Annotated in this window: 28 protein-coding genes and 1 other annotated feature; of the genes, 2 read left to right on the forward strand and 26 right to left on the reverse strand. The window is 48.7% G+C overall.

Translation table 11 applies throughout. The features are described 5' to 3' along the window. Positions 1–45: 45 nt before the first annotated feature. The 7 genes from AB1L17_RS06560 to AB1L17_RS06590 all read right to left on the reverse strand — a co-directional run bounded on the left by AB1L17_RS06560 (position 46) and on the right by AB1L17_RS06590 (position 7,489). On the reverse strand, positions 46–1,074 hold the full coding sequence (locus AB1L17_RS06560; RefSeq protein ID WP_412843709.1) for a YutH/CotS family kinase-like spore coat protein: 1,029 nt from the start codon (positions 1,072–1,074) through the stop codon (positions 46–48). A gap of 11 nt (positions 1,075–1,085) precedes the next feature. Continuing rightward, the gene (locus AB1L17_RS06565; protein WP_412843708.1) at positions 1,086–2,696 is read right to left on the reverse strand and encodes a LysM peptidoglycan-binding domain-containing protein; all 1,611 of its coding nucleotides are present in this window, start codon (positions 2,694–2,696) and stop codon (positions 1,086–1,088) included. A gap of 115 nt (positions 2,697–2,811) precedes the next feature. Next, positions 2,812–3,675 (reverse strand): prephenate dehydratase, encoded by an 864-nt coding sequence (pheA, locus tag AB1L17_RS06570; protein WP_412843707.1) that lies wholly within the window; start codon positions 3,673–3,675, stop codon positions 2,812–2,814. Between the two features lie 22 nt (positions 3,676–3,697). After that, on the reverse strand, positions 3,698–4,627 hold the full coding sequence (gene thrB, locus AB1L17_RS06575; RefSeq protein WP_412843706.1) for a homoserine kinase: 930 nt from the start codon (positions 4,625–4,627) through the stop codon (positions 3,698–3,700). Further along, the gene (gene thrC / locus AB1L17_RS06580; protein ID WP_412843705.1) at positions 4,624–5,706 is read right to left on the reverse strand and encodes a threonine synthase; all 1,083 of its coding nucleotides are present in this window, start codon (positions 5,704–5,706) and stop codon (positions 4,624–4,626) included. Before thrC ends, thrB begins: the two co-directional genes overlap by 4 nt. Then, a complete protein-coding gene (locus AB1L17_RS06585; protein WP_412843704.1) occupies positions 5,706–7,007 on the reverse strand; it encodes a homoserine dehydrogenase in 1,302 nt (433 codons plus the stop codon). The genes thrC and AB1L17_RS06585 overlap by 1 nt, the downstream gene beginning before the upstream one ends. A 38-nt stretch (positions 7,008–7,045) precedes the next feature. Then, on the reverse strand, positions 7,046–7,489 hold the full coding sequence (locus tag AB1L17_RS06590; protein WP_106656758.1) for an ACT domain-containing protein: 444 nt from the start codon (positions 7,487–7,489) through the stop codon (positions 7,046–7,048). 185 nt (positions 7,490–7,674) lie between these two features. Here AB1L17_RS06590 and AB1L17_RS06595 point away from each other — a divergent pair, with 185 nt between their 5' ends. After that, positions 7,675–7,827, forward strand: coding sequence for a hypothetical protein (locus tag AB1L17_RS06595; protein WP_007728640.1), 153 nt, complete (start codon positions 7,675–7,677; stop codon positions 7,825–7,827). A gap of 50 nt (positions 7,828–7,877) precedes the next feature. On the opposite strand, the gene AB1L17_RS06600 is transcribed toward AB1L17_RS06595, so the two are convergent. From AB1L17_RS06600 to AB1L17_RS06640, 9 genes are all read right to left on the reverse strand, one after another. Then, positions 7,878–9,056, reverse strand: coding sequence for an NAD(P)/FAD-dependent oxidoreductase (locus AB1L17_RS06600; RefSeq protein ID WP_412843703.1), 1,179 nt, complete (start codon positions 9,054–9,056; stop codon positions 7,878–7,880). A gap of 42 nt (positions 9,057–9,098) precedes the next feature. Then, positions 9,099–9,554, reverse strand: a complete 456-nt coding sequence (locus tag AB1L17_RS06605; RefSeq protein ID WP_412843702.1) for a helical membrane plugin domain-containing protein — start codon at positions 9,552–9,554, stop codon at positions 9,099–9,101. A gap of 293 nt (positions 9,555–9,847) precedes the next feature. Beyond that, positions 9,848–10,510, reverse strand: coding sequence for a PilZ domain-containing protein (locus AB1L17_RS06610; RefSeq protein ID WP_412843701.1), 663 nt, complete (start codon positions 10,508–10,510; stop codon positions 9,848–9,850). A gap of 8 nt (positions 10,511–10,518) precedes the next feature. Beyond that, positions 10,519–11,796, reverse strand: a complete 1,278-nt coding sequence (gene obgE, locus AB1L17_RS06615) for a GTPase ObgE (RefSeq protein WP_412843700.1) — start codon at positions 11,794–11,796, stop codon at positions 10,519–10,521. A 13-nt stretch (positions 11,797–11,809) separates the two neighbouring features. Next, positions 11,810–12,394: a Spo0B C-terminal domain-containing protein gene (locus AB1L17_RS06620; protein WP_412843699.1), complete on the reverse strand. Its 585-nt coding sequence runs from the start codon at positions 12,392–12,394 to the stop codon at positions 11,810–11,812. Positions 12,395–12,595: 201 nt separating this feature from the next. Beyond that, positions 12,596–12,889 carry a 50S ribosomal protein L27 gene (gene rpmA / locus AB1L17_RS06625; RefSeq protein ID WP_005832382.1) on the reverse strand — a complete coding sequence of 98 codons (294 nt, stop codon included), beginning with the start codon at positions 12,887–12,889 and terminating at the stop codon, positions 12,596–12,598. 7 nt (positions 12,890–12,896) lie between these two features. Beyond that, complete coding sequence (locus tag AB1L17_RS06630) at positions 12,897–13,247, reverse strand: ribosomal-processing cysteine protease Prp (RefSeq protein WP_412843698.1); 351 nt, start codon at positions 13,245–13,247, stop codon at positions 12,897–12,899. A 13-nt stretch (positions 13,248–13,260) separates the two neighbouring features. Beyond that, the gene (rplU, locus tag AB1L17_RS06635; protein ID WP_016739197.1) at positions 13,261–13,572 is read right to left on the reverse strand and encodes a 50S ribosomal protein L21; all 312 of its coding nucleotides are present in this window, start codon (positions 13,570–13,572) and stop codon (positions 13,261–13,263) included. A gap of 10 nt (positions 13,573–13,582) precedes the next feature. Beyond that, positions 13,583–13,661: a sequence feature (ribosomal protein L21 leader region), on the reverse strand. Between the two features lie 57 nt (positions 13,662–13,718). Then, entirely contained in the window at positions 13,719–15,194 is a 1,476-nt protein-coding gene (locus AB1L17_RS06640; protein ID WP_412843697.1) for an Rne/Rng family ribonuclease, read from the reverse strand. A 108-nt stretch (positions 15,195–15,302) separates the two neighbouring features. On the opposite strand from AB1L17_RS06640, the gene AB1L17_RS06645 reads away from it, so the two are divergent. After that, complete coding sequence (locus AB1L17_RS06645; RefSeq protein ID WP_412843696.1) at positions 15,303–15,842, forward strand: GNAT family N-acetyltransferase; 540 nt, start codon at positions 15,303–15,305, stop codon at positions 15,840–15,842. Here the strand turns inward: AB1L17_RS06645 and AB1L17_RS06650 are convergent. From AB1L17_RS06650 to AB1L17_RS06695, 10 genes are all read right to left on the reverse strand, one after another. After that, positions 15,839–16,675: a M50 family metallopeptidase gene (locus AB1L17_RS06650; RefSeq protein ID WP_412843695.1), complete on the reverse strand. Its 837-nt coding sequence runs from the start codon at positions 16,673–16,675 to the stop codon at positions 15,839–15,841. The two genes, AB1L17_RS06645 and AB1L17_RS06650, sit on opposite strands and share 4 nt — an antisense overlap. Further along, positions 16,668–17,450 carry a peptidoglycan DD-metalloendopeptidase family protein gene (locus AB1L17_RS06655; protein ID WP_412843694.1) on the reverse strand — a complete coding sequence of 261 codons (783 nt, stop codon included), beginning with the start codon at positions 17,448–17,450 and terminating at the stop codon, positions 16,668–16,670. The genes AB1L17_RS06650 and AB1L17_RS06655 overlap by 8 nt, the downstream gene beginning before the upstream one ends. A 161-nt stretch (positions 17,451–17,611) precedes the next feature. Beyond that, positions 17,612–17,812, reverse strand: a complete 201-nt coding sequence (locus AB1L17_RS06660) for a cold-shock protein (RefSeq protein ID WP_005832370.1) — start codon at positions 17,810–17,812, stop codon at positions 17,612–17,614. 310 nt (positions 17,813–18,122) lie between these two features. Next, positions 18,123–19,253: an FtsW/RodA/SpoVE family cell cycle protein gene (locus AB1L17_RS06665; RefSeq protein WP_412843693.1), complete on the reverse strand. Its 1,131-nt coding sequence runs from the start codon at positions 19,251–19,253 to the stop codon at positions 18,123–18,125. A gap of 62 nt (positions 19,254–19,315) precedes the next feature. Then, on the reverse strand, positions 19,316–20,110 hold the full coding sequence (minD, locus tag AB1L17_RS06670) for a septum site-determining protein MinD (RefSeq protein ID WP_412843692.1): 795 nt from the start codon (positions 20,108–20,110) through the stop codon (positions 19,316–19,318). A 20-nt stretch (positions 20,111–20,130) separates the two neighbouring features. Beyond that, positions 20,131–20,808, reverse strand: coding sequence for a septum site-determining protein MinC (gene minC / locus AB1L17_RS06675; protein WP_412843691.1), 678 nt, complete (start codon positions 20,806–20,808; stop codon positions 20,131–20,133). A 150-nt stretch (positions 20,809–20,958) separates the two neighbouring features. Continuing rightward, entirely contained in the window at positions 20,959–23,394 is a 2,436-nt protein-coding gene (locus AB1L17_RS06680) for a peptidoglycan D,D-transpeptidase FtsI family protein (RefSeq protein ID WP_412843690.1), read from the reverse strand. Between the two features lie 21 nt (positions 23,395–23,415). Continuing rightward, positions 23,416–23,940 (reverse strand): rod shape-determining protein MreD, encoded by a 525-nt coding sequence (mreD, locus tag AB1L17_RS06685; RefSeq protein WP_412843689.1) that lies wholly within the window; start codon positions 23,938–23,940, stop codon positions 23,416–23,418. Beyond that, entirely contained in the window at positions 23,940–24,893 is a 954-nt protein-coding gene (gene mreC, locus AB1L17_RS06690; RefSeq protein WP_412843688.1) for a rod shape-determining protein MreC, read from the reverse strand. Before mreC ends, mreD begins: the two co-directional genes overlap by 1 nt. Positions 24,894–24,907: 14 nt before the next feature. Continuing rightward, positions 24,908–25,951 (reverse strand): rod shape-determining protein, encoded by a 1,044-nt coding sequence (locus AB1L17_RS06695; protein ID WP_412843687.1) that lies wholly within the window; start codon positions 25,949–25,951, stop codon positions 24,908–24,910. Positions 25,952–26,138: the final 187 nt, after the last annotated feature.

The raw sequence follows: 26,138 nt of genomic DNA on the forward strand, positions 1-26,138 counted from the left end.
TTGTGAATAACACAAACATCCCTCTTTCGAGAGGGATGTTTTGTTTTACCCGACGAAGTGGTAATTTCCCCACGGAGAACGCTGAAAAATTCGTTCTCCTTCATTCAAAAATCGTTGGCGATTCGTCATTAATTTCCCTTCCATTTGGATCAGCTGCAAAACGCCACGCATGTGATAGCCTGGGCGTTGGCTATACAAACCCGTTACCTCTCGCAGGAAATTATCTGGATAACGCAGTAATTGATGAACCGCCCAAATCTGCGTATCTGATAAATAGTTGACGCTGCTATAGGCCTCCATCGCTTCCACGAATGAATCCATCCGATATTCCTGCATCAAAAGCATCCTGGACATCAATTGTACGAGGTCAACGATCTGCAGGTCATGCCCCACTGTATCGAGGTCAATCAGATAGCAGTTACCCCGCCCCGTAAGTAAAAAGTTGTGGCTCGCCACGTCTCTGTGTGCGAGTGTTCCCCGCTCCAAGGCTAAGAACATTTCAGGGGTCAATGGAAGCTTGTAGGCAGATTGCAGTAGCTCCTTGCCATCTCGAAGGACGTCTTCGGCCTGGTGGGAAATTAGATTCTCCAGTTTGGACTGCGGTCCATTTTGTTCGATCGACCACATCAGCCGCTCAAAGTATTCCAATCGACTCTCCCATTTATCTAAAAGAGCCGGCTTTCCTTCATACGCGAAAGTATGAACGATGGGGAAACCCTGTGCGGCAACGTGAAAACGAGCCAATGTTTCTGCCGTTTTTTTCACATCGAACAGAGAAGCGTTATCTGCTTCTTGCCCATCAATCATTCTCATGATGGTGTAATGACGACCTTCAAATGTAAAAAATTTGGAACCTTCCGTAGTGGGCACATATTGCACGGTATGATGAAAGCCCTTTTCTCGCAGAGCTTCCGCTAACTCTGTCACCCATACAGCTTTTTCGACCTGCTTATATCCTTTTAGAATCCAATGGCCCCGGTCAGTTTTTAACAGGTTGACGTTCCGCTTCGGCTTAACCCCGTAGATTTGACAGCGAAAAGCCTTTTCAATGGTGGATACGATTCCTTTGTTCATCCCATGCCCTCTCAGTAGGAAGAGGATTCTTCATGCCCATCTCCCCAGTGTGGCCAAACCCCTTGTTCAGGCATAGAAGCCATACACGGGGAAGGCGGGAACATCATGTTGTTGTGAATATCCTGTGGAGAACGACTGGTCCTGCCGCCTTTACGGCCTCTGTACTCCGGGACATCAGAAGAACACTCACATGATGATGACTCCACTGGTTCCGGGCACACAGGCTTCTTAGCTCGTGGCCGCTTTAAAGGCATGGGTGGAAATGGTGGGCATGGATAAGGAAACGGCATCGGTCTGATCGGCGGTGGTACGATAGGAAATGGCTGAATGGGCCGAATCTGTTCTGGGCTTACAATCGGTCGATTTGGATGGAACGGTCCTATCCACGGTGGTCCGTATGGCGGGCAAGGTGGGAATGGCGGGCATGGCGGCATAATTGGCCTAAACGGTGGTGGGAACGGTGGGAATGGACGCACCTGCGGCATTGGCCTGCGTTCTTGCTCTGGACTTACCTTTGAAGATGGCTTTTGCTTCTGTTGCGGGCTCACCTTTGAGGGGGGCTTGAACTGTTGTTCTGGGCTCACCTTCGTCGGCGGCTTAAGTGGACGTAACGGACTTACCCGGGGTGGTGGATAGTTTGGCTGCATCGGTTGTATCGGACTCACCCGGGGTGGTGGATAGTTTGGCTGCATCGGTTGCATCGGGCTCACACGTGGCGGTGGATAATTTGGTTGCATCGGCTGCATCGGGCTCACACGTGGCGGTGGATAATTTGGCTGCATCGGCTGCATCGGACTCACCCGTGGTGGCGGATAGTTTGGCTGCATCGGCTGCATCGGACTCACACGTGGTGGCGGATAGTTTGGCTGCGGGCAAGGTGGGCAAACATATGCTGGTGGTCGTGTCGGCTGTAACGGTAAGACCTGGGTCGGCGGTCTATATGGAATGTTGGGCACATTTTGATTCGGCGGAATCGCTGGTGGATAAATATACGGACTCACTCTTGTAGGAGGTGGAGTCGGTATGAGAGGACGTATAGGTACAGGCGGAATCGGAGGCAGCACATTTGGTTTGCCTGAAATGTTTGGTGGTTTATACGGCGTTGGCTTTTCGATCGGTTCTACTGGTTTTTCAATCGGTTTTTCAATCGGCTCTGTCGGCTTCGGAATAGGCTGCGTCGGTGGTGGTGGCGGTAGTGTCGGTGGTGCCGTTGGCCTGACAACCTCTGGTGAAACCGTAGGAACTGGCGGCCTTGGCATCTCCTTGGGTGGCCTTGTCGGCAGAGGTGCCGGTCTCTCTCTGGATTCGATTTCCACCTCTCCTGATTCCTCAGGCTCGATTGGCCTTCGCTCGATTTCCTGTGGTACCTCCATCTCTTCCTCTTCCGTAATCGGTCTTTCTTTGACATAAGGTGCTGCCTCACTCATCGGATGGGGAGGCGACGTTCTTTGCTGTGGTCGGACAGGAACTTGTTTCGCCGGAATCTTGATTCTCGCTCCAGGATAGATTGTATCGGGAGTTTTTAATTGACTATTAAGGCGTAACAGTTCTTTGTAATCGACGCCATATCTTTTGGCGATCTTCCACATCGTGTCGCCTTTTTGGACGATGTGTATTCTCAATGTTTTTCTCCTCCCTTGCACCAAACTCCCTAACATCGTATGCAGTCATGGGCGTTTTGCTCCTTGACGTCACTCCTTTGTTGGGAGGGAGCAGAAAAAGAAAAAACCAATCCCCCTAGGAATTGGTCTGGTGCATATAAAATGGATACGTCCCGAGCTGACGGACTTGACACCCAATCGCTTCAATTTCCGCGAATGCTCCTGGCAACAAGACGTCGTCCATCTTTTGCTCAATGTCGATGACAAAATAATAGCTTCCGAGTGCTTTTTTCGTCGGACGTGATTCGATGCGGGACAAGTTGACTTTCCTCCAAGCAAAAGCAGCCAGCACTTGGTACAAAGCTCCCGGGAAATCTTCCGGTAGTGTGACCAGTATCGTCGTCTTCTCCTTGCGAGAAACCGGAAGATCAAGCGCTTCCTGACCGACAAGAACAAAGCGCGTGTAGTTATTCGAATAATCTTGAATTTGTTCACGCGCAAACTCCAATGGATAAATCTCTACATTTAATCGAGTACCAACAGCAGCCCAAGGCTCTTCGGGATGCTCACTCACCATTTTTGCAGCCAATGCCGTGCTGTTTACCGTTTCGATCGCTGCGTCTGGCAGATTCTCACGCAAAAAGTTATGGCTTTGGGCAATCGCCTGTGGATGTGACAACACTCTCGTAATGGCTGACAACGGCAGTGGTTGCTCCCTTTTTGCCACCAGCAAGTTTTGCGTAATGGGTAGTGCGAGCTCCGCCAGGATGGGCAGATCTACTTCATGAATGAGCCAATCCAGCGTTGAATTGACCGTTCCTTCAATGGAGTTTTCCATCGGTACGACACCGTATGCCACTTCATTTTTGGAAACAGCGTCTAGTACTTCAATAATACTTGGGTACGGAACGAGAGAAAGCTTTTGTCCGAGCGACAATATCCTCGCTGCTTCTTCGGTAAACGTTCCACGTGGTCCTAGAAAAGCAAGTTTCTTCTCCATGGCTACTCCTATCCACTATGCTCTATCTCTGATGGATTTCTACCTGTACGCCATTTTCGTCCGGTTGCAGGATCATCACGCGGTACGAGATGTCGTGCCCTTTCATCACTCTGTCCACAAATGCACGCAGCTTCGCTAATTCTTCATCCGAAGAGAAAAAGCAGAGGATCGTCGGTCCAGCGCCACTTAAAGCAGCACCGAGTGCCCCGTGTTCAGTCGCTTTGTCCAGGATTTCATTCAAGCCAGGTACAAGCTTTGCTCGATACGGCTGATGCAGCCGATCAGACATTGCCCGTCCCATCAGGTCTAGTCTGCCTTGTGCCAGTGCAGCAACTAGCAAACTACTATGACCCACATTATATACAACATCCTCTTTGCTGTACACCTGCGGCAGGACGTTCCTCGCTTTTTCTGTGGACAACATGAATTCCGGGATAACGACGAGCGTCTGCAATCCTGCCGGTGCAGAAAAACGTACATAAGGGATAGGCTCCCCAGGCACATCAGGCATCGTCGCTACCATAATCCCGCCAAACATCGAGGCTCCCGCATTGTCAGGATGCCCCTCCAAGCGCGTTGCCTTCTCAAACAATTGTTCACGGGTAAATGGCTCGCCAGCCAGATGATTGGCTGCGACGAGTGCACCCACAATGGCAGCCGCACTGCTCCCCAACCCTCGCGTCAGGGGAGCTTCACTCGAGGCACGGATTGCAAGCTCAGGAATGGCAAGACCTGCATCTTGAAACAAACCGGCTGCCACCTTATACAAAAGATTATTTTTATCAGTTGGGGTTCCTTGCAGCTCCTTGCCAATCATCTCTACTGTCGTTTGATCACTGATTTCCATTTCTACGACAGAGTACAGCTGGAAGGCCATTCCCAGAGCATCGAAGCCCGGTCCCAAATTCGCTGTCGTTGCCGGAATGGTTACTTTTACATGTAATCCGTTCATGATAGAAATTCTCTCCCACTTTGACGGACCAGCTCCATCACAGCTTCATGTGTCGCTGGTACTGAACGCGGCTCCTCGCCCACCAGCTTCAGAGCGATGTTTGGATCTTTTAGTCCATTTCCAGTCAGTACGCAAACGATCTGGCTGCCCGTTTGAAGCTTGCCTGCCTTATGCAGCTTGATAATCCCTGCAAGCGATGCCGCGGAGGCAGGCTCACAAAACACACCTTCACTCTTGGCCAGCAAATGATACGCATGCAAAATCTCTTCGTCCGTTACACTATCTACGAGACCGTTTGATTTCGAGATGGCATTCAAAGCCCCGTCTTTGCTAGCTGGATTGCCAATGCGGATGGCAGTCGCAATCGTCTCGGGATTGGCTACAGGCTCGCCATGAACCAGCGGAGCCGCTCCTGCTGCCTGGAATCCGTACATCTGAGGCAACCGACTTGATTTTTTGGCTGCGTAATATTCCTCGAATCCCTTCCAGTAAGCCGTAATGTTTCCTGCATTACCAACCGGAATGGCCAATATGTCCGGTGCGTCCGACAACGCATCGCACACTTCGAATGCAGCTGTCTTCTGTCCTTCGATGCGATAAGGATTCACGGAATTCACGAGTGTAATCGGCTCTTTTGCTGTAATTTCGCGAACGATATTCAGCGCTTCATCAAAATTACCGTCAATCGCAATGACTTCCGCGCCATAAGCAATCGCCTGTGCCAGCTTGCCCAGTGCAATATTGCCATTCGGGATCAAGACGATGCATCGCAATCCAGAACGTGCAGCATACGCTGCAGCTGCTGCTGATGTATTCCCGGTGGAAGCGCACATGATCGTTGTACTTCCCTCTTCGACTGCTTTGGCTACAGCCATGACCATGCCTCTATCTTTGAAAGACCCTGTCGGATTGAGACCCTCGTATTTGACGTACAGCTCTACACCCAATTGCTTGGATAAATTTGGAGCATGGATTAACGGTGTATTTCCTTCATGCAAGCTAATCAATGGCGTCTTTTCAGTGACCGGGAGAAATTCCCGGTAGCGTGCAAGGATACCAGACTGTCGATCAGAACCCATTATTTGTCTCCCCCTTCTACACGGTAGCAGCTTTGTACGGTTGATACGATATCCATCTGCTCCATGTAAGCGAGTACTCCATCCATGTCACTCTTTGAGGACAAGTGCGTAATCATGATGATCTCTGCTTCACGTCCGTTGTTGTATGGTTGTTGAATGACTTGCTCGAGGGAAATATTTTTGTCAGCCAACAGCTGTGTAATTTGAGCCAGAACACCGCGTTTGTCCGCTACCACGATACGCAGGAAGTACTTGGATAGCTTTTCACTGTCATCCTTCAGTACTTTTTCCTTGTAGGGAGCAACCATGCCGCGTCCGTTCACTCCAAGCTTTCTATTTTTTACGACGGTGACCAAGTCAGAAACTACGGCTGTGGCAGTCGGCAGTTCACCTGCGCCCGGCCCGTAAAACATCGTTTCACCTACGGCTTCCCCATGTACGTACACGGCATTAAAAACGCCATTTACGGAAGCGAGTGGATGTGATTTCGGCACCAGAGTCGGCTGAACGCTTACCTCAATCGCTTCTTCGTCACGACGAGCCAGACCGAGAAGCTTGATTTCATAGCCCAGTTGCTTGCCATACGCGATATCTTCCTTGCTCACGGAGCTGATGCCTTTTACATCCACATCTTCGAGCTTCATCGGTACACGGAAGCCCAGCGTTGCCAGAATCGCCATTTTGCGGGCAGCATCAAAGCCTTCTACATCGGAGGTAGGGTCTTGCTCTGCGTATCCCAATGCTTGCGCTTCTTTCAATACCTCGCTGTACTCGGCGCCCTCCTGACTCATTTTAGTCAAGATATAATTGGTCGTACCGTTGACGATTCCCATCATTTTCGCAATGCGATCAGAGGAGAACCCTTCCACTAACGCACGCAAAATCGGGATTCCACCTGCCACGCTTGCTTCGTAGAAAACATCACAGCCCTTTTCTTGCGCTTTTTCTAAAATTTCGGCTCCATGCAAAGCCATCAAATCTTTGTTGGCTGTCACTACGTGCTTGCCGCGTTCCAATGCTGCCAAAATGTATTCCTTTGCAGGGTTGATTCCGCCGATCACTTCTACGATCACTTCAATTTCGGGATCGTCCAAAAGCTTAGCCGGATCTGTGGTCAGCGCGCCTTCCACGAACGAAATATTGCGAGCCTTTTCCGCATCCTGAACAAGAATTCGCGAAATCTCAATCGCTAGCCCAGTTTGCTTTTGCAAATCTTCCTGATGTGCTTGAATAATGCGAACCACACCCGTCCCGACTGTCCCAAAACCCATTAACCCCAACTTAATGCTCTGCTTCTCCATCGTCTCTCTCCCCTGCCTTTTCTTTCCTTATTTTTTGCTTAGCCTCTACCGACGATCATTGCTTTGCGGACTCCTGGTATCAGTTGCAAGCTGTCCAAAAACTCCGTACTGGATACGCGAAGATTAGCCATATCGACTGACATCGATATAGTAGCAATCCCTTGGAGCGGTATCGTCTGATTGATGGTTAATACGTTTCCACCTTGATCTGCCACATATGTGAGAACTTTGGACAAGTAACCCGACATGTGATCCAAAGAGAAAGTAAACGTCATAATTTTTTCGCTCATCATCGCATTGAACGGAAAAATGCCATCCTTGTACTTATAAAAAGCACTACGGCTCAATCCCACCCGTTCAACCGCTTCGTTCACGGTATCCACTTCGCCGGATTCCAGCATCTTCTTGGCTTCAATCGTCTTGGCGATCGATTCTGGCAGGATGTCAGATCGAATCAAGTAGAATTTTTCTTCCTTTTTCATGCGTTGTGTCCTCCTGAGAAAAACAGTTGTTTCTTCATAGAGGACATTATAACGGAAAGTACGTAATGTGACAATCCTTGGTCGTCAACTTTTTTCATGGGATCATATTTGGTTTACTTTGATTTACATGAGGGAGAGCTTCTTCGCGCACAATAATGCTATTCGTTTGAGGAGGTGAAAGAAAAATGGCCGGACGAGGAAAGTCAGATAAATCGGAGCGCCGTAATAATCACCCAGCAGGTAAACCAAGCAGTCTTGAGCAGTTTGGCAATGACATGCGGGGCAAAAAAATGGCACAGTCTCCAAACGTGATTGAAGACCCTAGCGGAAACGGATAAATCAACACAAAAAACCCGGGACACGATGATCCCGGGTTTACCTGATTCGATTAGTATGCCAAAGAGGACAGACCGTTGATATGAGTCAAATAACGAACGTTACTTGCTTCTTTCATCAAGGTTGCAGGCAAGCCTTTCAACTTTAGCTGGCTTGCACCGATTGTTCCGATTGCATCTTTACGGCCCAGGCTGCCCAATGTACCGGAGAATACCGGTTTGAAGGTATCCATTTTGGTGCCGTTGAAGTGTGCGAAGAGATTGTGACCCACTACTTCACCCATTTGCCATGCCAATTGCGCTGTCGGCGGGAATGGACGGCCTTCTGGTCCCATTACTACTGCACTGTCACCTGCGAGGAATACGTCAGGGTGAGAAGTGGATTGAAGGAATTCTGTAACCGTTGCACGTCCGCGGTTTACTTCCACGCCGCACTCAGCTACTACGCGATTTCCTTGTACGCCACCTGTCCATACCATCGTTTTTGTTTCGATGGTAGCGCCATCTTTCAGGCAAACAGTGGTTTCTTTCATTTCTGTTACAGGTACGCCTGTCAGGAACTGAACGCCGCGTTTTTCCAAGCTCGTTTTCGCACGCTCAACCAGGTCAGGAGCAAAGCCCGCCAAAATAGATGGGCCAGCTTCTACACAGTAGATGGATACATCAGCGAAATCTACGCCGTGTTTGTGGCACAAATCTGGCAGCATATCTGACAATTCACCAACAAGCTCGATCCCTGTCAGACCGCCACCACCAACGACGAAGGTCGCATCTGCTTTGTTTTTGCTCGTTTTGTATTCAATCACGCGCTCTTCAAGGTGAGCACGCAGACGATTTGCTTCCTCTACAGACTTCAGTGTGAAGCTGTACTCTTGCAGGCCTGGGATTCCGAAGAATGCGGTTTCACTACCCAGCGCAATTACAAGCGCATCGTATTTAATGGACTCTCCGCTCGCCAGCGTTACACGTTGGGATTCAAGACCAATATTTTCTACCGTATCTACTACGAGGTTAATATCTTTGCCACGCAGCAATCTTTCCAGAGGGAGCGCCACGTTTTGTTCAGACAGATTTCCTACTGCCAAGCGGTGCAGCTCCGTAATGATTTGGTGAGTAGGAAAACGGTTTACCACCGTGATCGACGCTTCTTCAGCCGTCATGTATTTACGTGCAGTCAATGCGCTGAGCAAACCGCCATAACCGCCGCCTAGAATCAGAATTTGCTTCGCCATGCCCAATCCTCCGTCCTTCTCTTCCATTCAGTAATGAATATACTAGCGTTTTTGTTGTTGACGTTCTGCTGTTACTTCCAAGAATGCTTGTGCGAAACGCAATGTTTTTTGTACTTGCGGATCTTTGAGCATTTTGAGAATGCCGAACAATCCAATAGTAGACTCCTCTACGTGAACACGGTCATTGGCTTCAATGGCTGCTTGTGCGATACCTTTGGCTTTATCAGAGATCGGTTTTACGAACTCTTCCATTCCGCCTTTGATATCGTCGATCAACACATGATCGTTAGCTACGGTTTGTACCAAATCGTACGTTTTGGTCAAAAGGGTTGTCATTTCAGCCAGCTTAGGCAGGTTCGCCACCAATACGTTAAGCGACTCTTGAATCTCTGGTTTCATCAACTGATCGAGTACATCTTGTTGCTGCGCTGGTGCCAATGTTGCTGTGCTTGCTACTTCAGCAGCAGCTTGAGCTTGTTGCGTAGTTGTTTGAGACATAAAAAAACGTCCTCCTTTGCTTTGGAATAGAGGCCTTTATTTCTCGATGCCTGTTCATACGAGTTACGGCCGCTATTCTTCCCGAGAATCCGGTGATCGAACTTATTTGTAACTTTTTTCACAAAGTAAAGTAGACAACGGATTTGAATGAATGATAAGTGCATGATTTCACAAGTACTTATTCAGGAAAGCGTACACAACAAATCCACTAAGTGAACAGGCTCGATTCAGAACTCTATGTACTCTACTATATACCTTCTTCACAGGAACATCAAAGGAAAAAAACCGCTTCCTTAAGAAGAAGCGGTAGTTGAGAGCTTTTTATAGTAATCTTTGATCAGCTGATGATGCTTTTCGTTAATATCCGTATAAATTAATTCGATCATGCTTTGCTTGTCTTGAAACGATTTTTCCACGATTTTCGCCATCATGACGATCTCTTGCGCTTGCTTGGGAATCTTGAATGACAAATGGAGAAAATCACCTTTTGATACATAGCCATCTGTTCCCAAGACGAGACGGGTAGGAGAGAACTTCAGTAATACTGCCTCTCCCTTTTCTTCAATTGGCCTGGCTCCCATCACCTTATAAGGAACTTGGATGCCGAGATCCGGGGAAATGAGCTCCGTCTTACGTTGTATGATTTCTACCCCGACACTAATCGGAATCATCGCCAATAGCTTGATCGGCCACAGCGTTTGCTCCGAGACTACTTCCAGATCCACCGTGTTCACTGCCGCATCTGTTTCCCAGCGAACACGCACGGTTGATCCGAGCAGCTCTGCTTTTGTATCAGCCTTCATCTCGCAGGAAACGACGAGATAACCACCCTTTACATGTTCGACCATAGCTTGAACGGGCGTTTTCACTTGTTTGGAGATGATCAGCGGTAGCGTAGCACCGCGTTGGAGTCGTTTATCCGTCATAAACGGAATAAGTGATGGGACATCAATCATGGTTTTCGTCACTCCACAAAGTCAAACTCTAATTTGCCGATCCGGACGGTATCCCCGTCTTTTGCTCCTAGCTTGCGCAGAGCGTCATCCACACCCATGCTGCGCATTTGTCTTGCAAAACGCTGTGCTGCATCATAGCTGTTGAGATTCGTCATTCGTACGAGCTTCTCGATCTTATCGCCGCTAATGACAAACACTTCGTTATCACGCGTAATCTCGAATGGCTCTGGTTCTTTTTCTGCTCGGAACACAACGCGCTCTTCCACTTCCACAACTTCCTCGACTGCCGGCTTGTCTGGAATCGTCGCCAATGTATCCCCGATTGCATACATCAATTCTTGTACACCTTGACGAGTTGCAGCAGAAATCTCGTACACCTTCACGTCTGGAGCCTTTTCTTTGAAAATGCGCAGATTTTCCTCTGCTTCTGGCAGCTCCATTTTGTTCGCTACGACAATTTGCGGACGATCTTCGAGCTTCAGGTTATACATGGTCAGCTCTCGGTTGATCTGCAAATAATCCTCATATGGATCGCGTCCATCTACCGCTGCCATGTCAATCACGTGGACAATCAAACGAGTACGCTCTGCGTGACGCAGGAACTGATGACCAAGACCTACGCCTTCATGCGCTCCTTCAATCAGTCCTGGCAAGTCAGCCATAACGAAGCTTTGTTCACCCAGGTCCACAACACCCAGATTCGGTGTCAGTGTCGTAAAGTGGTACGCAGCGATTTTTGGCTTCGCCGCTGTTACACTGGACAACAACGTGGATTTGCCCACACTCGGATAGCCAACCAATCCCACATCGGCAATGAGCTTGAGCTCCATGACAATGTAACGCTCTTGACCTGGCTCTCCATTCTCCGAGATGTGTGGGGCTGGATTCGACGAGTTGGCAAAACGAGTATTACCTCGGCCGCCTCGGCCGCCTTTTGCGATCACGGCACGTTGACCATGCTCCACGAGATCGGCAATCACTTCTTTGGTGTCATCGTCAATGACAGTTGTTCCCGGCGGTACGCGAACGACCATATCTTCCGCACCTGCTCCGTGCTGAGATTTGTTGCGTCCATGCTCTCCGCGAGGGCCTTTGAAATGTCGTTGATATCGGAAGTCTACCAGCGTGCGAAGTCCTTCATCTACAACGAAAACGACATCTCCACCTTTACCGCCATCTCCACCTGCTGGACCACCCAGCGGTACGTACTTTTCCCGGCGAAAGGAGACGGCTCCGTTACCACCGTCCCCGCCTTTTACATATACTTTTACCTGATCGACAAACATGGTGTCACCTCTTTCATTCCACGAATGGGACCACCAGATTCAGGACCCATTCATCTTCCGTATGTATCCACTCGGTGACCTCCACCGTACTCTGTTCGCTTTTACGTATCAGTTTTTCCAATTCTTCCATTCCGGATGCACGAAGCACTCCGGCCAGGTCAAAACGAAAATGAACGCCACACTCATCCATCTGCAAGCTTACCTGCATGCTGGCTGGTTCGTACCCGCTTTGGTCTACATGATCGTTCACTGTGCATAATATCTCTGACACCAGCTGAAACAAGTCTTGCTCGTCCAATACTATTCGCGTGAGATCCACATGATTGCACACGTCTACTTCTAAAAGCAATTCCTTGTTCAGTGCGTTAAATGTCAAGAAGAAGACGGACAACAAGGAGCTATTCAAACGGGCCACCATCGATTCCTGCATCGCCATCTGAGCGATGCGCTTCAAATGTGCCTCTCCTTGTTCAGTACGGTTCAAATGCAAATAGCCGAGCAGAACCTGAACATGGTTCAACCAGTCATGACGCTGCCTGTTCAGAACGGTCAGCAACTGGTCTGTCTGATGCGTAAACAGCCTCCGCTCGTCCCCCATTACATTCACCCAAGTCGATAAGAATATCTTTCCCGTCTATTGTACCATAAAAAAACCTCTTTCGAGGCAAAATCATAGAAGAGCGACCGCGTTTTCATGGAAGTTTTTATGCGCTCCGGAATTTCATAAATTCCTACTCGTAAAAAAGAGCCAGACAAAAAGAAAACCCAGCTACATGGCTGGGTTTTTCTTTACAAATATTTATGCTTCAGAAGCTACTGGCTCGATCACAACTTGTTTGCGATCACGGCCCAGACGCTTGAAACGAACAACACCATCTGCAGTTGCAAACAGAGTGTCGTCTCCGCCCTTCATTACGTTCGCTCCTGGGTAAATCTTCGTTCCACGTTGACGAACGAGAATGTTACCAGCAGTAACGAATTGCCCGTCGCCACGTTTCACACCCAGACGCTTGGAAATGGAATCGCGACCGTTCTTTGTGGAACCTACCCCTTTTTTCGATGCGAAAAACTGAAGGTCCAAATTAAACAGCATGTTCATATCAGACACCTCCCTGCCATTTATCATCACTAACTTTTACGTATTTGCCGTAATTCGCCTCAACTGACAAAAGAGAAATCACCATGCTCTCTGCCAAAAGCTGTTGTTTCTCGTGTGCAGCCTCATCATCCGAAGAAGAAAGGCTCCACTTCAAGAACCCACCGCCTTCTTGTGCGACATCAGCTACAGGAGTGATGCCGGTCAAAGGTTGAATGGCGTTTAATATACCAAAGCTGATGCCTGATACAGCAGAACAAACGATGTCTGCCCCATAGGCACCCGCATTGGCATGTCCGGAAATACTAATTTCATGGATACCGTGCGACCCACGTCTCACGATCACTTCAATCATAACAAGTCACCAATTAAGCGTTGATCTTTTCGATCACAACTTTGGTGAATGGTTGACGGTGACCTTGCTTGCGACGGTAGTTTTTCTTGGCTTTGTATTTGTACACGATGATCTTTGCAGATTTACCGTGTTTTTCTACTTTACCAGTTACCGTTGCACCAGCTACTGTAGGAGCTCCTGCAGTAACTTTGCCGTCTTTGCTTACGAAGAGAACTTTGTCAAAAGTAACAACGTCTCCTTCGTTGCCAGCCAATTTCTCGATGAAGAGAACTGCTCCCTCTTCAACTTTGTATTGCTTTCCACCGGTTTCGATAATTGCGTACACTGTGTGCACCTCCTATACTCAGACTCGCCTTTACAGGTGCGTCGACGAGCGACGGCTTATGTACCTGATTCGTGCGGTTACAGTATGCACGAGGCATATCTGCATGACAACCATTAGGTTATCATAGCTACAATAGCCCAGTCAAGTTATTTCGATCGTAAACGCTCCGCCTCTGCCCGACTCCCTACGTAACCGATTCGATACTCGTCTGGGCTCATAGCAGGGACAAGCTGCTTATAGAGGTGAACTGGCCATGTAATCGCATCTGTTTTTTCCTGCTCATTTATCATGTCCAACAATCTCGGCGGCATTTCCACGAGAACCGCCTCTGCCTCTTGGCTCTTAGCCAAAGCTGTAACTTCTGCATACAAGCGACGGATTAACTCATCTACACGCCATACTCTCCCTCGTCCCTTACATGCATCACACGGCTCTGTCAGCCGCTCTGCCAGGCTCGCCCGTGCTCTTTTTCTCGTCATCTCTACCAGTCCGAGCGACGTCATCCCGAGAACTGTCGAAGGGACAGCGTCCTGCGCCAGCTCCTTTTTCAATCGCGTGATGACTCGCTCCTTATTACTCTGCTCCTTCATGTCGATGAAATCGATGATTACAATGCCACCAATGTCTCGTAGCCGAAGCTGTCGGGCAATTTCAGTTGCCGCCTCCAGATTCGTTGCAGTCACGGCCTGTTCCCGCTGTTGTCCACCCCCACCTGTGAACGAACCGGTATTCACATCGATGACCGTCATCGCTTCCGTTTTGTCGATGACCAAGGAGCCTCCATTTTTTAGCGGCACCTGCCGATCACGAGCACGAATCAGCTCCGCCTCAACACCCAAGGAGTCAAAGAGCGACTGCTTCCCCTGATACCAGCGAAGCTTCTCTTGTTCTTCGGGAGCAAAAGCAGCCAGCGCCGCTTTTACCTGTTGATGAGCAGCCGCACCTTCTACCAAGAGCTCATCGATCCCGTTAACCATTCCATCTCGCAGCGCCACTTCAATCAACTCTGCATCCTGAAAAACACGACCAGCCTGGCGCAGTGTCTCAGCAGTTCGCAGCATATCCTGCCAGCGATTGCGCAAATAGGCTAACTCGTTGATTAGCCCGAGCTCTTCTGCCTCCGCGGCTTCCGTACGCAGAATGCAGCCTTCACCTTGCGCGAGTGACGATGCGATTACCTGTTGCAGACGTTGCCGGTTGGCATCATCGGTTATTTTACGCGAAATCGAAATGCTCTCTTCTGTCGGCAGGTACACCAGGTAACGCCCCTGCAGGCTGATCCGCATTGATATTTTGGGCGCCTTCATTTCCGAAGCCTCTTTGCTCACCTGGACCAATACCTTCTGCCCTACTTGAACACGCTCTGAAATATTCGGCTTGGTTGGACCACCTGACGCGGCTCCTATTGTATCGTCCACGTACAAATAAGCATTTTGTCCTGTACCGATATCGACAAAGGCGGATTGGATGCCAGGCTTCACATCCGCGACCCTTCCTTGATAGATGTCACCTACGCTAGCGTGCGCTCCTAAATCCTGCGTACGCCACTCTTGCAGTCTCCCGTTTGCCATGAATGCGATACGAATGCTGCCACCGAGTCCACTAATTGCTATTTGCTTCACTGCCTTCACTCCTTATTACCCGTACGAACGATGCCCATAAAGAAGGATATCCGGGCTCATAGGAAGTAATCTATCATAGCTGCTAAGTCAAGGTAAAGGAGATCAGCCATGATTCATACAGATGACCTGAAAGTAAGACCATTGCTGCCCAGTGATGCGGCCCACTTGATCAAATGGCTTTCTGACGAGCATGTCTTGACCTATTATGAAGGTCGCGATCGCCCTCATGACGAGACCCTCGTTCAACAAAATTTTTATCCGGAAGATGACAATGCGACACGATGCCTGATCTTATACGAGGACGAGCCGATTGGCTATGCTCAATTTTATCTGCTCGAAGCAACCGAAAAACAACACTATGAGTATGCACATGACGACGTCGCTTACGGCATGGACCAGTTCATTGGAGAACCGACCTACTGGAATCGCGGCATCGGCACTCAGCTCGTCAAAGCCATCCTCCACTATCTCCATACGGAAAAAGGCGCACAAAGAGTTGCGATTGACCCGCAAGCCTCGAATGAACGAGCCCTCCGTTGCTACGAAAAATGCGGCTTTCGGAAAGTAAAAATGCTTCCTCTGCACGAATGGCACGAAGGAAGCATGCGTGATTGCTGGATGATGGAATGGATCGCTCCTGCTGACTAAAGAAGCTTGCCCACTGCCGCGTCGTGTTTTTGCTCGAACAAAAGGGCATGCAAAAGCTGTTCCTCTGCCAAGAGCCCCGCTCCCTGCACATAAAAAAGATGGGAGCATCCACGCCGCAGCTTATGCGAGACGGCCAGCACCGTTTCCTCGGGATGCACGCGTATCGCTTGAACGGCAGCTTCTTCCTTCTGCCGATCGTATTTTTCCACAAGAAACCGAAAAAATTGATAAGGAAACCGCAAGAATGCCTGGATGTTCAGCGTCAATAAATATATCCCGATCACGACTAAATTGTACTTCAAATCCAAGCTGGACATCCCAACCATGATCCCTGCAAACAATGTACTGCCTGTCATCGAAATCATCGCCGCCTGCCGATACGACATAAACCAGCAAAGAACGGCCAACAATATTCTCCCACCATCCAAAGGCCATATCGGCAGCAGGTTAAACAGCGCAATCGTCGCATTGCTTACCAGGAAGAAGCGGGACCACTCCTCTGTCCAAACCCCCATAAACCAAAACAAGTACGAAGCTGCCATCATTACCATATTTAAAAAGGGACCAGCTAGTGCCACGACAATCTCATCCATCGGGTCCGTGGCGTATGAATCTTCCATCGTCGCCACTCCGCCAAAAGGCAGAAGCTGGACTTCTTTTACAGTCCAACCGAGCTCGCGAGCCATCGCTACATGTCCCAATTCATGGATCAGCACGATGACGAACAAGGTAATGACCTCCAGAAAATGGCCCGTCACCACTGACAAGCCAATCACTGCCCAAAAAAGCAGGTGAATCCGAAAGCGAATGTCTAGCCAGCCTCCCCTATTCAAACGGGATCACTTCCAGAGGATTGACAAATTGCTCGTTGGTTTTGGCCCCTACATACAGATGACGTGAGGTCTGGTTCACCACCCCTGCGGTTCCGATGACTTGACCAGGAGTAAGAACCTCGTCCTTCGTCACCCCTATGCTATCCAGATTGCCCAGCCATACCTCCCGCCCTTTGGTTAGACGGACAACCACGGTCGTCCCATAACCCGGCTTTTCCCCGACAAAAGCAACCCAGCCCGCTTCACCGATTGTGATTTGGTCGTTCATGCCTGTATGCAGAATCAGCTTTGTGCTCTCGGGTTCATAAGACTTTACGACCTTCCAGCTACTAGGGAGCTTCCATACAGCAGCGTCTTTCGTTGTGCTCGTCGCTGGCACTGCTGGGGGACTCGTCGGTATTGAAGGCAGCATCGTCGGAATGGGACCAAATCTCGCTTCATACCAGTCTGCTACGCCAGAAAAATTAAAGTCCCGCGTCATCACTTCCCGTGCTGAGTTTTTCCAAGAGGCTGGGATCAGTGTTGTTTGAAACAAAAGATAGGCTGTTCCGATCAATAAGACGGATGCTAAGATTTGGACGCCCCATTTTTCATGGGAAGGTGGCTGATCCAACATATCGTTTTCACGCGGCGCGTAACCGAATGGGTTTGGAGTTTCTTCAATGGGATCTTTCCAATCATCTACGTAGGGAGTGTAGCTGTCACGTGACTGCGTTCGGATTCTCTCCAACCGCTCCCGCCGTCTTTCTTTTACACGATCTACTCTACCAAACATGTCCATCCCTCCGCAGGCCAAGCCTTTAGTATCATCTTATGACTTGTCTACCTGCTTTATGACGGACGGCGACCCGTATCTCAAAGGCATACCTCACCGGGCCCAAACACGCAAAAAAGACAGTCTCCCCATTGAGAGACTGCCTTTGAATCTGTCATTTTTTACAGTTTAGTTACGCTAGCAGCTTGTGGTCCACGGCTACCTTGAACGATTTCGAACTCAACCTTTTGACCTTCGTCAAGAGATTTGAAACCTTCTGACTGGATTGCGCTGTAGTGTACGAATACGTCGTCGCCACCCTCAACTTGGATGAAGCCGTATCCTTTTTCTGCGTTAAACCATTTTACGATACCTTGTTGCATGAAACAAAACCTCCCTGAACATTACGCCCCACGAGGCGAAAGAGTGTAGCGTTAACCTCTTTTTTACAGATAAGCCTTTTGCGTCAAGGAAAAAAAGTCATACGAATTGCGATTGACAATTGGTGACGTCACTCACAACCGTACGACTCCATACCAATCAATCAAACACTATAACTTGTAAAAATGGTTAACTTAGGATGATTTTAGCACAAGTTTTTGCATTTGTCACGCATTTCGTGATCGCTCAAAAAGTCGTCTTTTCAGCACTGAGAAAGTGCCGAGAACCTGACGACTTTTTGAACAACCTCATTTAGTCAAAACGCAACTTGTCCTTGCGCATCCCGATATTGAGCACCACTCCAATGATCAGGAAGTTGGTAACAAGCGAGCTCCCTCCATAGCTAATGAACGGAAGAGGAATACCCGTAATCGGCATCAGCTGAATGGTCATCCCGATGTTCTCGAAAATCTGGAAGGTAAGCATCCCTACCACACCCGCGACAACGTAGGCGCCAAACGGATCTTTTGCCTCCATGGCAATGCGGATCATCCGGTAAATCAATACGAAAAACAGAATCATCATCAAGCCCGCTCCGACAAAGCCCAGCTTCTCTGCAATGACGGTAAAGATAAAATCACTTTCCCCTACCGGCACCCATCCAAAGCTCGCTTGTGTCGGGGTATCAATCCCTTTTCCGAACAATTGTCCAGAGCCGATGGCAATCAATGCTTGCTTGAGCTGGAATCCACGCCCCATCGGTTCAAGATCGGGGTTCATCCAAAAGACGATACGATCCCATTGATACGGCTTGATAATCTTGAAAAAAATATCCTGCTTGTATTGGTACAAAAGCGTCATAGCGGCAAAAAAGCTGCCGACCAATCCACCCATGTACAATACATGCTTCATCCGTATACCGCCGACGATGAGCAAAGTCGCAAGCATACCCGTATATACCATGGCCGTACCCAAATCGGGCTGAACCAAGATCAAAAGCAACGGTACACCGACCAAGGCCATTACCGGAATCAGCTTGTAAAAATAGTAGAAGCGGTCCGGATCATCTGCCCTCTTTGACAAGAAGCGCGCAACGGTTAATATCGTGAACAGCTTCATCGGTTCTGAAGGCTGAAACAAAACAGGACCAAGGTCATACCAGCTCGTCGTATTGTTAATGGGCTTCGTCTGAAATACCCCGATCAAAAGAATGATACCGAGCACATATAAAACATAGGCCATGTTGTGAAAGAGCCGATAGTCAAATAGTAATGTCACCCCTAGGACAATAAAGCCGATGACATACCAAAGAACCTGTTGCTCTGCCTTGTCTACACCTGCAGCAGAACCGGAAATTCCTAAATAACTGAATACGCCTAGTCCTGCCAAAATCAGAACGATGGTCCAGTCAATTGTTTTTAAATGACGTTTTTCCAGGTCCATCCTTTTCCTCCTAGAAAACGTGACTCCCCTCTTAACTTAAAAAGAAGGGAGCCATGTATTACCTATTTTAAACCAAAGAATTTACGCATTTTATGGAACACGCCCGCTTTTTCTTCCAATGGTTGCAACGGAACAGATTCACCCAAAAGGCGACGGGCAACATTCCGGTATGCGATGGAAGCACGCGACTCGTGGTTCATCACAGCCGGCTCACCTTGGTTCGCGGATTTAATGATGTGATCATCATCCGGTACAACACCAATTAAGTCAATGGCTAACAAATCCAAAATGTCTTCTACATCCAGCATGTCGCCATTTTTCACCATATGTGAGCGTACGCGATTGATCACGAGCTTGGGCATTCCGATTTTTTCTCGCTCGAGTAGGCCAATTATCCTGTCAGCATCGCGCACAGCTGCTTTTTCAGGAGTCGTCACGACGATTGCTTGATCAGCCCCTGCCACTGCATTGCGAAACCCTTGCTCAATACCCGCAGGGCAGTCAATAATGACATAATCATATTCCCGCTTCAGTTGAGTGACGATTTCCTCCATTTGCTCGGGAGTTACTGCCGATTTGTCTTTGGTTTGTGCAGCCGGGAGCAGTGCCAGATTCTCAAACCGCTTGTCTTTGATCAAAGCTTGCGGCAGTCGGCACGCGCCTTCTGCAACGTCTACCAGATCGTAAATAATTCGGTTCTCAAGTCCCATGACTACATCCAGATTGCGCAAACCAATATCGGTATCTACCATGCACACTTTTTGCCCCAACAATGCGAGCGCTGTGCCTAAATTTGCGGAGGTGGTCGTCTTACCCACGCCGCCTTTACCCGAAGTTACGACAATTCCTATCCCCACATCCGTTCCTCCTCTTTCCCTCAACCCTCACGCTTTTTCTCACCCAGATCAGGGCGGATTCGCGACAAGTAGTTCATCTTCGCTACCAGCATGATCTCATTTTCCAGGTAAGCAAATTCTGTGCCTCCGGAATTATTCGTCCATTCCTCACCAGGCTTGCTGATTACATCTGCAATCCGCAATTGAGTAGGACTCATGACAGCAGCCGCAATAATCACCTGTGAGTCACCGGCAATACCTGCGTGTGCGTACCCTCTGAGATGCCCCAGCACGTAGATGCTGCCTGTACTGCGAACCGTTCCCCCGGGATTGACATCTCCCAATAAGAGCAAATCACCGTCAAACTCCAGTACTTGCCCAGAGCGCACCGTATTTACCTGTATGGAAAAATGGGTTTTCAGACGTTCAGCCAAAGCTTCTTCCCGCGTGATCAAGTCAGATTCGATTGTATGGATCACCAGGTTGCCTTTTGTTCGAATAATTTGAGTCAACTGCTCTTGTTGTTCGGGAGAGCAGTATCGTTTTCCTAATTTAATGGATACCCGAATAAGTGGCCCCGACAAAATCTGTTGGTGGCTATGCTCTATTTTTTCACGCATATCTGCCATCAGCTCGTCGAAGGAACAGGTATCATCCATAAAGAAGACGAGACCGTCTTTAGTCCCTTTGATCGTGACCTTGCTTTTCACAGTCGTCACCGGTTTCACCTCGACCGATACCATTCGCCATGCAGAAAGATTTTTCCTGCTCTGCATGAAAAAATTGCCGAATCGGGTCAAATACTGGCACTTTACGAGAGCGCGACTCTATTATTCTCTTGGCATCTTTGCCAACGGCAACCATTGCGGTTACTTCGAGGACGGCGGATTGGGCTTCGGAACTCCTCCAGTAAGTACACCTGGATTCAGTTCATTGTAAGCTTCCAGCAATCGGCGAGTGATCGGCCCAGTAGCGTCAGAACTGGATGCACCATCTCGCAAACTGTTCGGCGCGATGATCACAAAAGCAACCTGAGGGTCTTCATAAGGCGCAAAGCCGATAACGAGAGCATTCTCCGCTGGTTGCGATGTTTGTGCCGTACCAGACTTGGCTGCAACCGTAAACGGCAATCCGTTGAAACGGTTAACGGTACCACCTGGTAAAGCAGCCAACCGCATCCCTTCTTTTACCACCTGTATGTGTTTCGGATCGATATCAACCCGATTGAGTACTTGTGGTTCAATCAAGGTGAGCGTTTGTCCCGGCTTTTTCGGATCCGTGGTTCCTTTGCGAATTTCTTTCACTAGGTGTGGCCGAACACGATATCCCCCGTTGGCAATGGTCGATACGTATTGACCAAGCTGCATAGGCGTAAACAGATCGTATTGACCAATCATAACGTCTGCCAAGTTACCGTAGTAAAGGTTCTGGTTTTCCCAGCCTGTATGCTCATTGGGCAGGTCTACGCCTGTTTTCACACCGAGACCGAACTGGGCATTGTAGTAATCATAAACAGAAAACTGCTCTTCCCAGCCATTTTTTCCTTTTCTCGCCAAGCGAATGGCCATTTCGTACATGTACGTATTGTTCGATACCTGCAAGGCACGGCGAGCATTTACTGGACCATGACCACCTGACTTCCAGTTACGTTTATACGTATTACCGACATCCAAACCACCTCGGTCATAGACAATTTCATTCGGAGTGGTCAGCCCCTCCTGAAGCGCAATCATGACAGATAACGGCTTATAAGTAGAGGCCGGTGGATACGGTGTATAAATGAAGCGGTTTGACTCGTTCGGCAAAATCAAGGAGGTGTAATTCTCGTTGAATTTTTTCCGATCGTAATACAGATTCAGGTTGTAATCTGGATAACTGGCCATCGCCAATATTTCACCCGTATTCGGATTCATTACCAATACGTGTGCGTCTTTAAATTCTTTTGGCGTAGTAGGACGCTTCTTGAAAGCCTCTACCTCTTCTTTCAGGATAGCTTCTACTTTGCTTTGATAGCGCCAGTCCATGGCCAAAACGAGATCGTTTCCTGGCTCCGGGTCTTGGCGCATCTCCTTCTCTACCGTCTCTGAATTTTTGTTTACGTGGACTTCCATGATGCCGTTTTTGCCGCGCAAATAACGTTCATAGGAGCTCTCCAGTCCGGTTACGCCGACACGGTCGATCGCGTTGTAGCCTTGTGCCTGATATTCTTTCAAGCTCTCAGGACGAATCGCATTGATGTACCCGAGGAAGTGCGTACCAAACGCGGAACCATCCGGATCTTCAAAAATTTGGCGAACAGGCTCCAGCTCCACACTAATTCCCGGCAGCTCGGTCCGTCGCTCTTCGATTTGAAACATTTCCTGCTCCGTGATGTTGACCTTCACGCGTCTCGGAATATAGCTGGCCATTTGCGGTGAGCGCATCTCCTGCAGTAACGACAGCTTGTGCCACTGGAATTGGCGTTGCTCTTCTGTCAACGGCAGCTTGATATCCATGTCGAACAAAGAGGCATAGCGAAGCAAATCCATATCTGACTTTTCTGCTAGACCTTCTGGCGTTGGCAACACACGAATCTGCTCTTTCACCTTTTTGGCAAGGTCATTGCGGTCTTCCTTATCCAAGTTCAGTGTGAGCTTCATGTTGGCGTTAATCGCCATTTTTAACAGCTCGAAATCTGAAGTATTGGCCTCCGATATGACGGGTGCACCCGGCTTGGCAGCAGCATTCAGTTTCTTAATAAGGTCTGCTCTCCCTTTGTCGTCAAAGGGAGAACGCACGCGCATCCCCACATACACTGCTGTTTTGACGAGCTCAAAGTCTGACATTTGATCGACGGTTTCCACTTTTGGAACGGCTTTTAGCTTCGCAGCAACCTTTGCCTTCAGATCGTTTGTTTCTTGGGCATTAAAAGCGATTGGCAATGTCGATCTCAGTTCGATCGTCTTTTTTAATAGCTCCTTGTCCGTACCGATTTTTCCGCCGTCAGGAGTGAGGATTTTTGCCAGGCGATCTGCGACTTTCTCTTCATCAATGTCCTGTCCTTGTTCTTCAACGTACTGAACCGTGTACACAGGTTTATTCGAAACGAGTACCTCGCCATTTTTATCCAAGATACGGCCACGAGGAGCGGATATAGGCAGTTCGCGAATACTGAACTTTTCCAATTCGTGCATGTACTGCTCGCCTTCAACCAGCTGCACAAAGGCTAGCCGTAAAATAATGGCGGCAAAGAACAAAAATACGATCACAAACAATATATTGAGCCGAACAGGTATGTCTGATTTCGGTTCTTTGACTTCTTCCACGAACTCTCCTCTCCTTTGCCCTTACTGCATGTGCATTTCCTTTTTCGCCAGAATCTTGTTGCATACATTCTTGATCGGAAAGTATACCAGTAAGCCAAAAGCGAGATTAAACAGCACACTAGGCAAAATTTGATGTGTCAAAATCCATTGAACATCGAAGGGTGCAGCGGAAAACAAGCGGAACAAGGAATACAAAAGCCACTCATGTCCGAACAAAATCAGGAAGCTCGTAATGAAAACCATCCCGAATCCTCTCTGGAACAAAAGAACGATCATCCCTGCAAAGTAGCTGGCCACCATCATGGACATGGTATAGATTCCAATTAATTGCCCAAACAGGACGTCTTGTAAAAATCCGAATGCGATCCCGTAATACAACCCTTCACGCCTGCCGAGATACATCGAGATAAAGATGCAGCAGACAAGCGCAAACCGGGGTACTGTCATCCAAGACAGACCCCATGTGCCAGGCGCAAAAACCTGCATGACTGTTCCTTCCAAAACAAACATGATCACGACGCCCAGCGTTAATAAAAACCGCGCCATTACTGACCACCCCCGCTAGCAGGTGGAGCCGTAGTCACAGGTGGCTGTGTTTGCCCGGCTGGCTGTTGCGGGATTAATTCTCCATTGGGACCAATCGTAAAGTCCCGTTCCACTACCATGACTTCATTCAATTGAGAGAAGTCGGCGCTTGGCTGGATGTATGCGGTCTGCGTCAAACCATAATCATCTGGCTCTACCCGTACAATATAGCCAATCGGTAAATTACGAGGGACCACGCCTCCCAAACCAGAGGTAATCACTTGCTGTTTTGCTTCAATTTTCTGTCCCCAAGGAATTTTGCGCATAACGAGCAATCTTTCTTCCGGATCGTATTCCTCGATAACACCACTGATTGGAAGGTATACGGGCTTACCTTCGACCATTTGCGTCGTCAAAATAACTGCCGAGATATGGTCGCGCCTTTCGTAACTCGTCAACAATTCCACTGTGGCTGAAAAGTTGGCAACACTCTGTACGCGCCCGATCATGCCTTTGGCTGTAATGACCGCCATGTCCTTCTTGATGCCACTTTTCAATCCTTGATCGATGGTAACGACGTTGTTCCATGTATCAGGGTTTCTCGCTACAACTTCCGCAAAGTGAAGGCGATAAGATTGGAGTGATTTTTTTGCCCCCAGCATCTCTCGGAGACGATCATTATCTCCCTTGAGAGTGTGCACTTCGGCACTTAAACGAGCATATTGATCCAAACTTGCCTTTAAAGCCTTGTTTTCTTCATATACGCCGTATGCATCTTCAATTTCCTGAAAAAAGCCAGAAACAGCCTGGGCAGGGCGATAGAAAAAGCCCTGCACCACGCTGAAGGTATCTTTAAAGAACATTTCTGGCCAGGTCAGGCTAACCCGTTCACGAGAAGTGAAGCCCACGACGGAGATAAGCAGGACCAAGCCCACAAGTACAATGATAAGCCGCTTATTCCCGAAAAACGACATGCCCTACCCTCCGTTTATTTACCCCGTTTTAGTCGGGAAGAGGTGATACCTTGCTTGGATTTAAACAGGTGAATGTTTTCCAATGCACGACCTGTTCCAATCGCTACGCAATCCAATGCGTTTTCCGCGACATGCACGGGCATACCCGTTTCCTTGCTTAGCAAGCGATCCATGTTACGCAAGAGCGCACCGCCACCTGTGAGTACAATTCCACGATCCATAATGTCCGCCGCAAGCTCAGGCGGGCTTTTTTCGAGTGTTACTTTCACCGATTCCACGATAGCAGAAATGGTTTCAGCCAACGCTTCAGCAATCTCGTTGCTGCTTACCGAGAGAGTTTTTGGCAATCCCGTTACCAGGTCACGACCGCGAATGTCTACGTTCTCGACCTCTTCAGGAGCAATTGCAGAGCCGATCTCGAGCTTCAGTGTTTCTGCTGTCCGCTCACCGATCATTAAATTGTAACGGCGTTTGATGTACTGGATGATCGCCTCGTCCATTTCATCTCCGGCCACACGAATGGAGCGGGATGTAACAATCCCCCCCAGAGAAATGATGGCAACTTCTGTCGTACCACCGCCAATGTCTACGACCATACTTCCTGTTGGTTCCCATACCGGCAGGTCTGCACCAATCGCTGCTGCAAACGGCTCTTCAATCGTATGTGCTTCCTTCGCACCAGCCTGCTTCGTAGCATCCTCAACTGCGCGTTTTTCTACCGCAGTAATTCCCGACGGTACACAAACCATTACGTTTGGACGACGGCTAAACAGACCTTGGTTTTTTTGTGCTTGATTGATGAAATAGCGCATCATTGTCGCAGTCGTATCAAAATCAGCGATAACCCCGTCTTTCATCGGGCGAACAGCTACGATGTTACCTGGCGTACGGCCAATCATGCTTTTCGCTGCGTTCCCTACCGCTTCAATGGAATTGTTATTCGTACGAATCGCTACAACAGACGGCTCACGCACCACAATTCCTTTTCCTTTCACAAAAACGAGTGTATTGGCAGTGCCGAGGTCAATCCCCAAGTCACGTGTAAATCCACCAAACATAAAAAAACTCCTTCCAAATATTAATCCAGATGAAAAGCATAAGGTGCGTGTTCAAAAAGTTGGCTTTTCAGCACCGAGAAAATGGCGAGAACCGAACGAAGGAGGAGCGGAGTGTAGGTAATCTACATGAGCACCGGACTTCGGAGGTGAACGCCATTTTCGATGTCGAATTAGCTTTCTGAACTAC

It is taken from the genome of Brevibacillus jepli, assembly GCF_047229145.1.
Lineage (GTDB): Bacteria > Bacillota > Bacilli > Brevibacillales > Brevibacillaceae > Brevibacillus.

Bases quoted from the DNA above. Each gene is read 5' to 3' on its own strand.
- AB1L17_RS06560 (WP_412843709.1), bottom strand. From the start codon at position 1,074: ATGAACAAAGGAATCGTATCCACCATTGAAAAGGCTTTTCGCTGTCAA.
- pheA (WP_412843707.1), bottom strand. From the start codon at position 3,675: ATGGAGAAGAAACTTGCTTTTCTAGGACCACGTGGAACGTTTACCGAA.
- thrB (WP_412843706.1), bottom strand. From the start codon at position 4,627: ATGAACGGATTACATGTAAAAGTAACCATTCCGGCAACGACAGCGAAT.
- thrC (WP_412843705.1), bottom strand. From the start codon at position 5,706: ATGGGTTCTGATCGACAGTCTGGTATCCTTGCACGCTACCGGGAATTT.
- AB1L17_RS06585 (WP_412843704.1), bottom strand. From the start codon at position 7,007: ATGGAGAAGCAGAGCATTAAGTTGGGGTTAATGGGTTTTGGGACAGTC.
- AB1L17_RS06590 (WP_106656758.1), bottom strand. From the start codon at position 7,489: ATGAAAAAGGAAGAAAAATTCTACTTGATTCGATCTGACATCCTGCCA.
- AB1L17_RS06595 (WP_007728640.1), top strand. From the start codon at position 7,675: ATGGCCGGACGAGGAAAGTCAGATAAATCGGAGCGCCGTAATAATCAC.
- AB1L17_RS06600 (WP_412843703.1), bottom strand. From the start codon at position 9,056: ATGGCGAAGCAAATTCTGATTCTAGGCGGCGGTTATGGCGGTTTGCTC.
- AB1L17_RS06605 (WP_412843702.1), bottom strand. From the start codon at position 9,554: ATGTCTCAAACAACTACGCAACAAGCTCAAGCTGCTGCTGAAGTAGCA.
- AB1L17_RS06610 (WP_412843701.1), bottom strand. From the start codon at position 10,510: ATGATTGATGTCCCATCACTTATTCCGTTTATGACGGATAAACGACTC.
- obgE (WP_412843700.1), bottom strand. From the start codon at position 11,796: ATGTTTGTCGATCAGGTAAAAGTATATGTAAAAGGCGGGGACGGTGGT.
- AB1L17_RS06620 (WP_412843699.1), bottom strand. From the start codon at position 12,394: ATGGGGGACGAGCGGAGGCTGTTTACGCATCAGACAGACCAGTTGCTG.
- rpmA (WP_005832382.1), bottom strand. From the start codon at position 12,889: ATGCTGTTTAATTTGGACCTTCAGTTTTTCGCATCGAAAAAAGGGGTA.
- AB1L17_RS06630 (WP_412843698.1), bottom strand. From the start codon at position 13,247: ATGATTGAAGTGATCGTGAGACGTGGGTCGCACGGTATCCATGAAATT.
- AB1L17_RS06645 (WP_412843696.1), top strand. From the start codon at position 15,303: ATGATTCATACAGATGACCTGAAAGTAAGACCATTGCTGCCCAGTGAT.
- AB1L17_RS06655 (WP_412843694.1), bottom strand. From the start codon at position 17,450: ATGTTTGGTAGAGTAGATCGTGTAAAAGAAAGACGGCGGGAGCGGTTG.
- AB1L17_RS06660 (WP_005832370.1), bottom strand. From the start codon at position 17,812: ATGCAACAAGGTATCGTAAAATGGTTTAACGCAGAAAAAGGATACGGC.
- AB1L17_RS06665 (WP_412843693.1), bottom strand. From the start codon at position 19,253: ATGGACCTGGAAAAACGTCATTTAAAAACAATTGACTGGACCATCGTT.
- mreD (WP_412843689.1), bottom strand. From the start codon at position 23,940: ATGGCGCGGTTTTTATTAACGCTGGGCGTCGTGATCATGTTTGTTTTG.
- mreC (WP_412843688.1), bottom strand. From the start codon at position 24,893: ATGTCGTTTTTCGGGAATAAGCGGCTTATCATTGTACTTGTGGGCTTG.
- AB1L17_RS06695 (WP_412843687.1), bottom strand. From the start codon at position 25,951: ATGTTTGGTGGATTTACACGTGACTTGGGGATTGACCTCGGCACTGCC.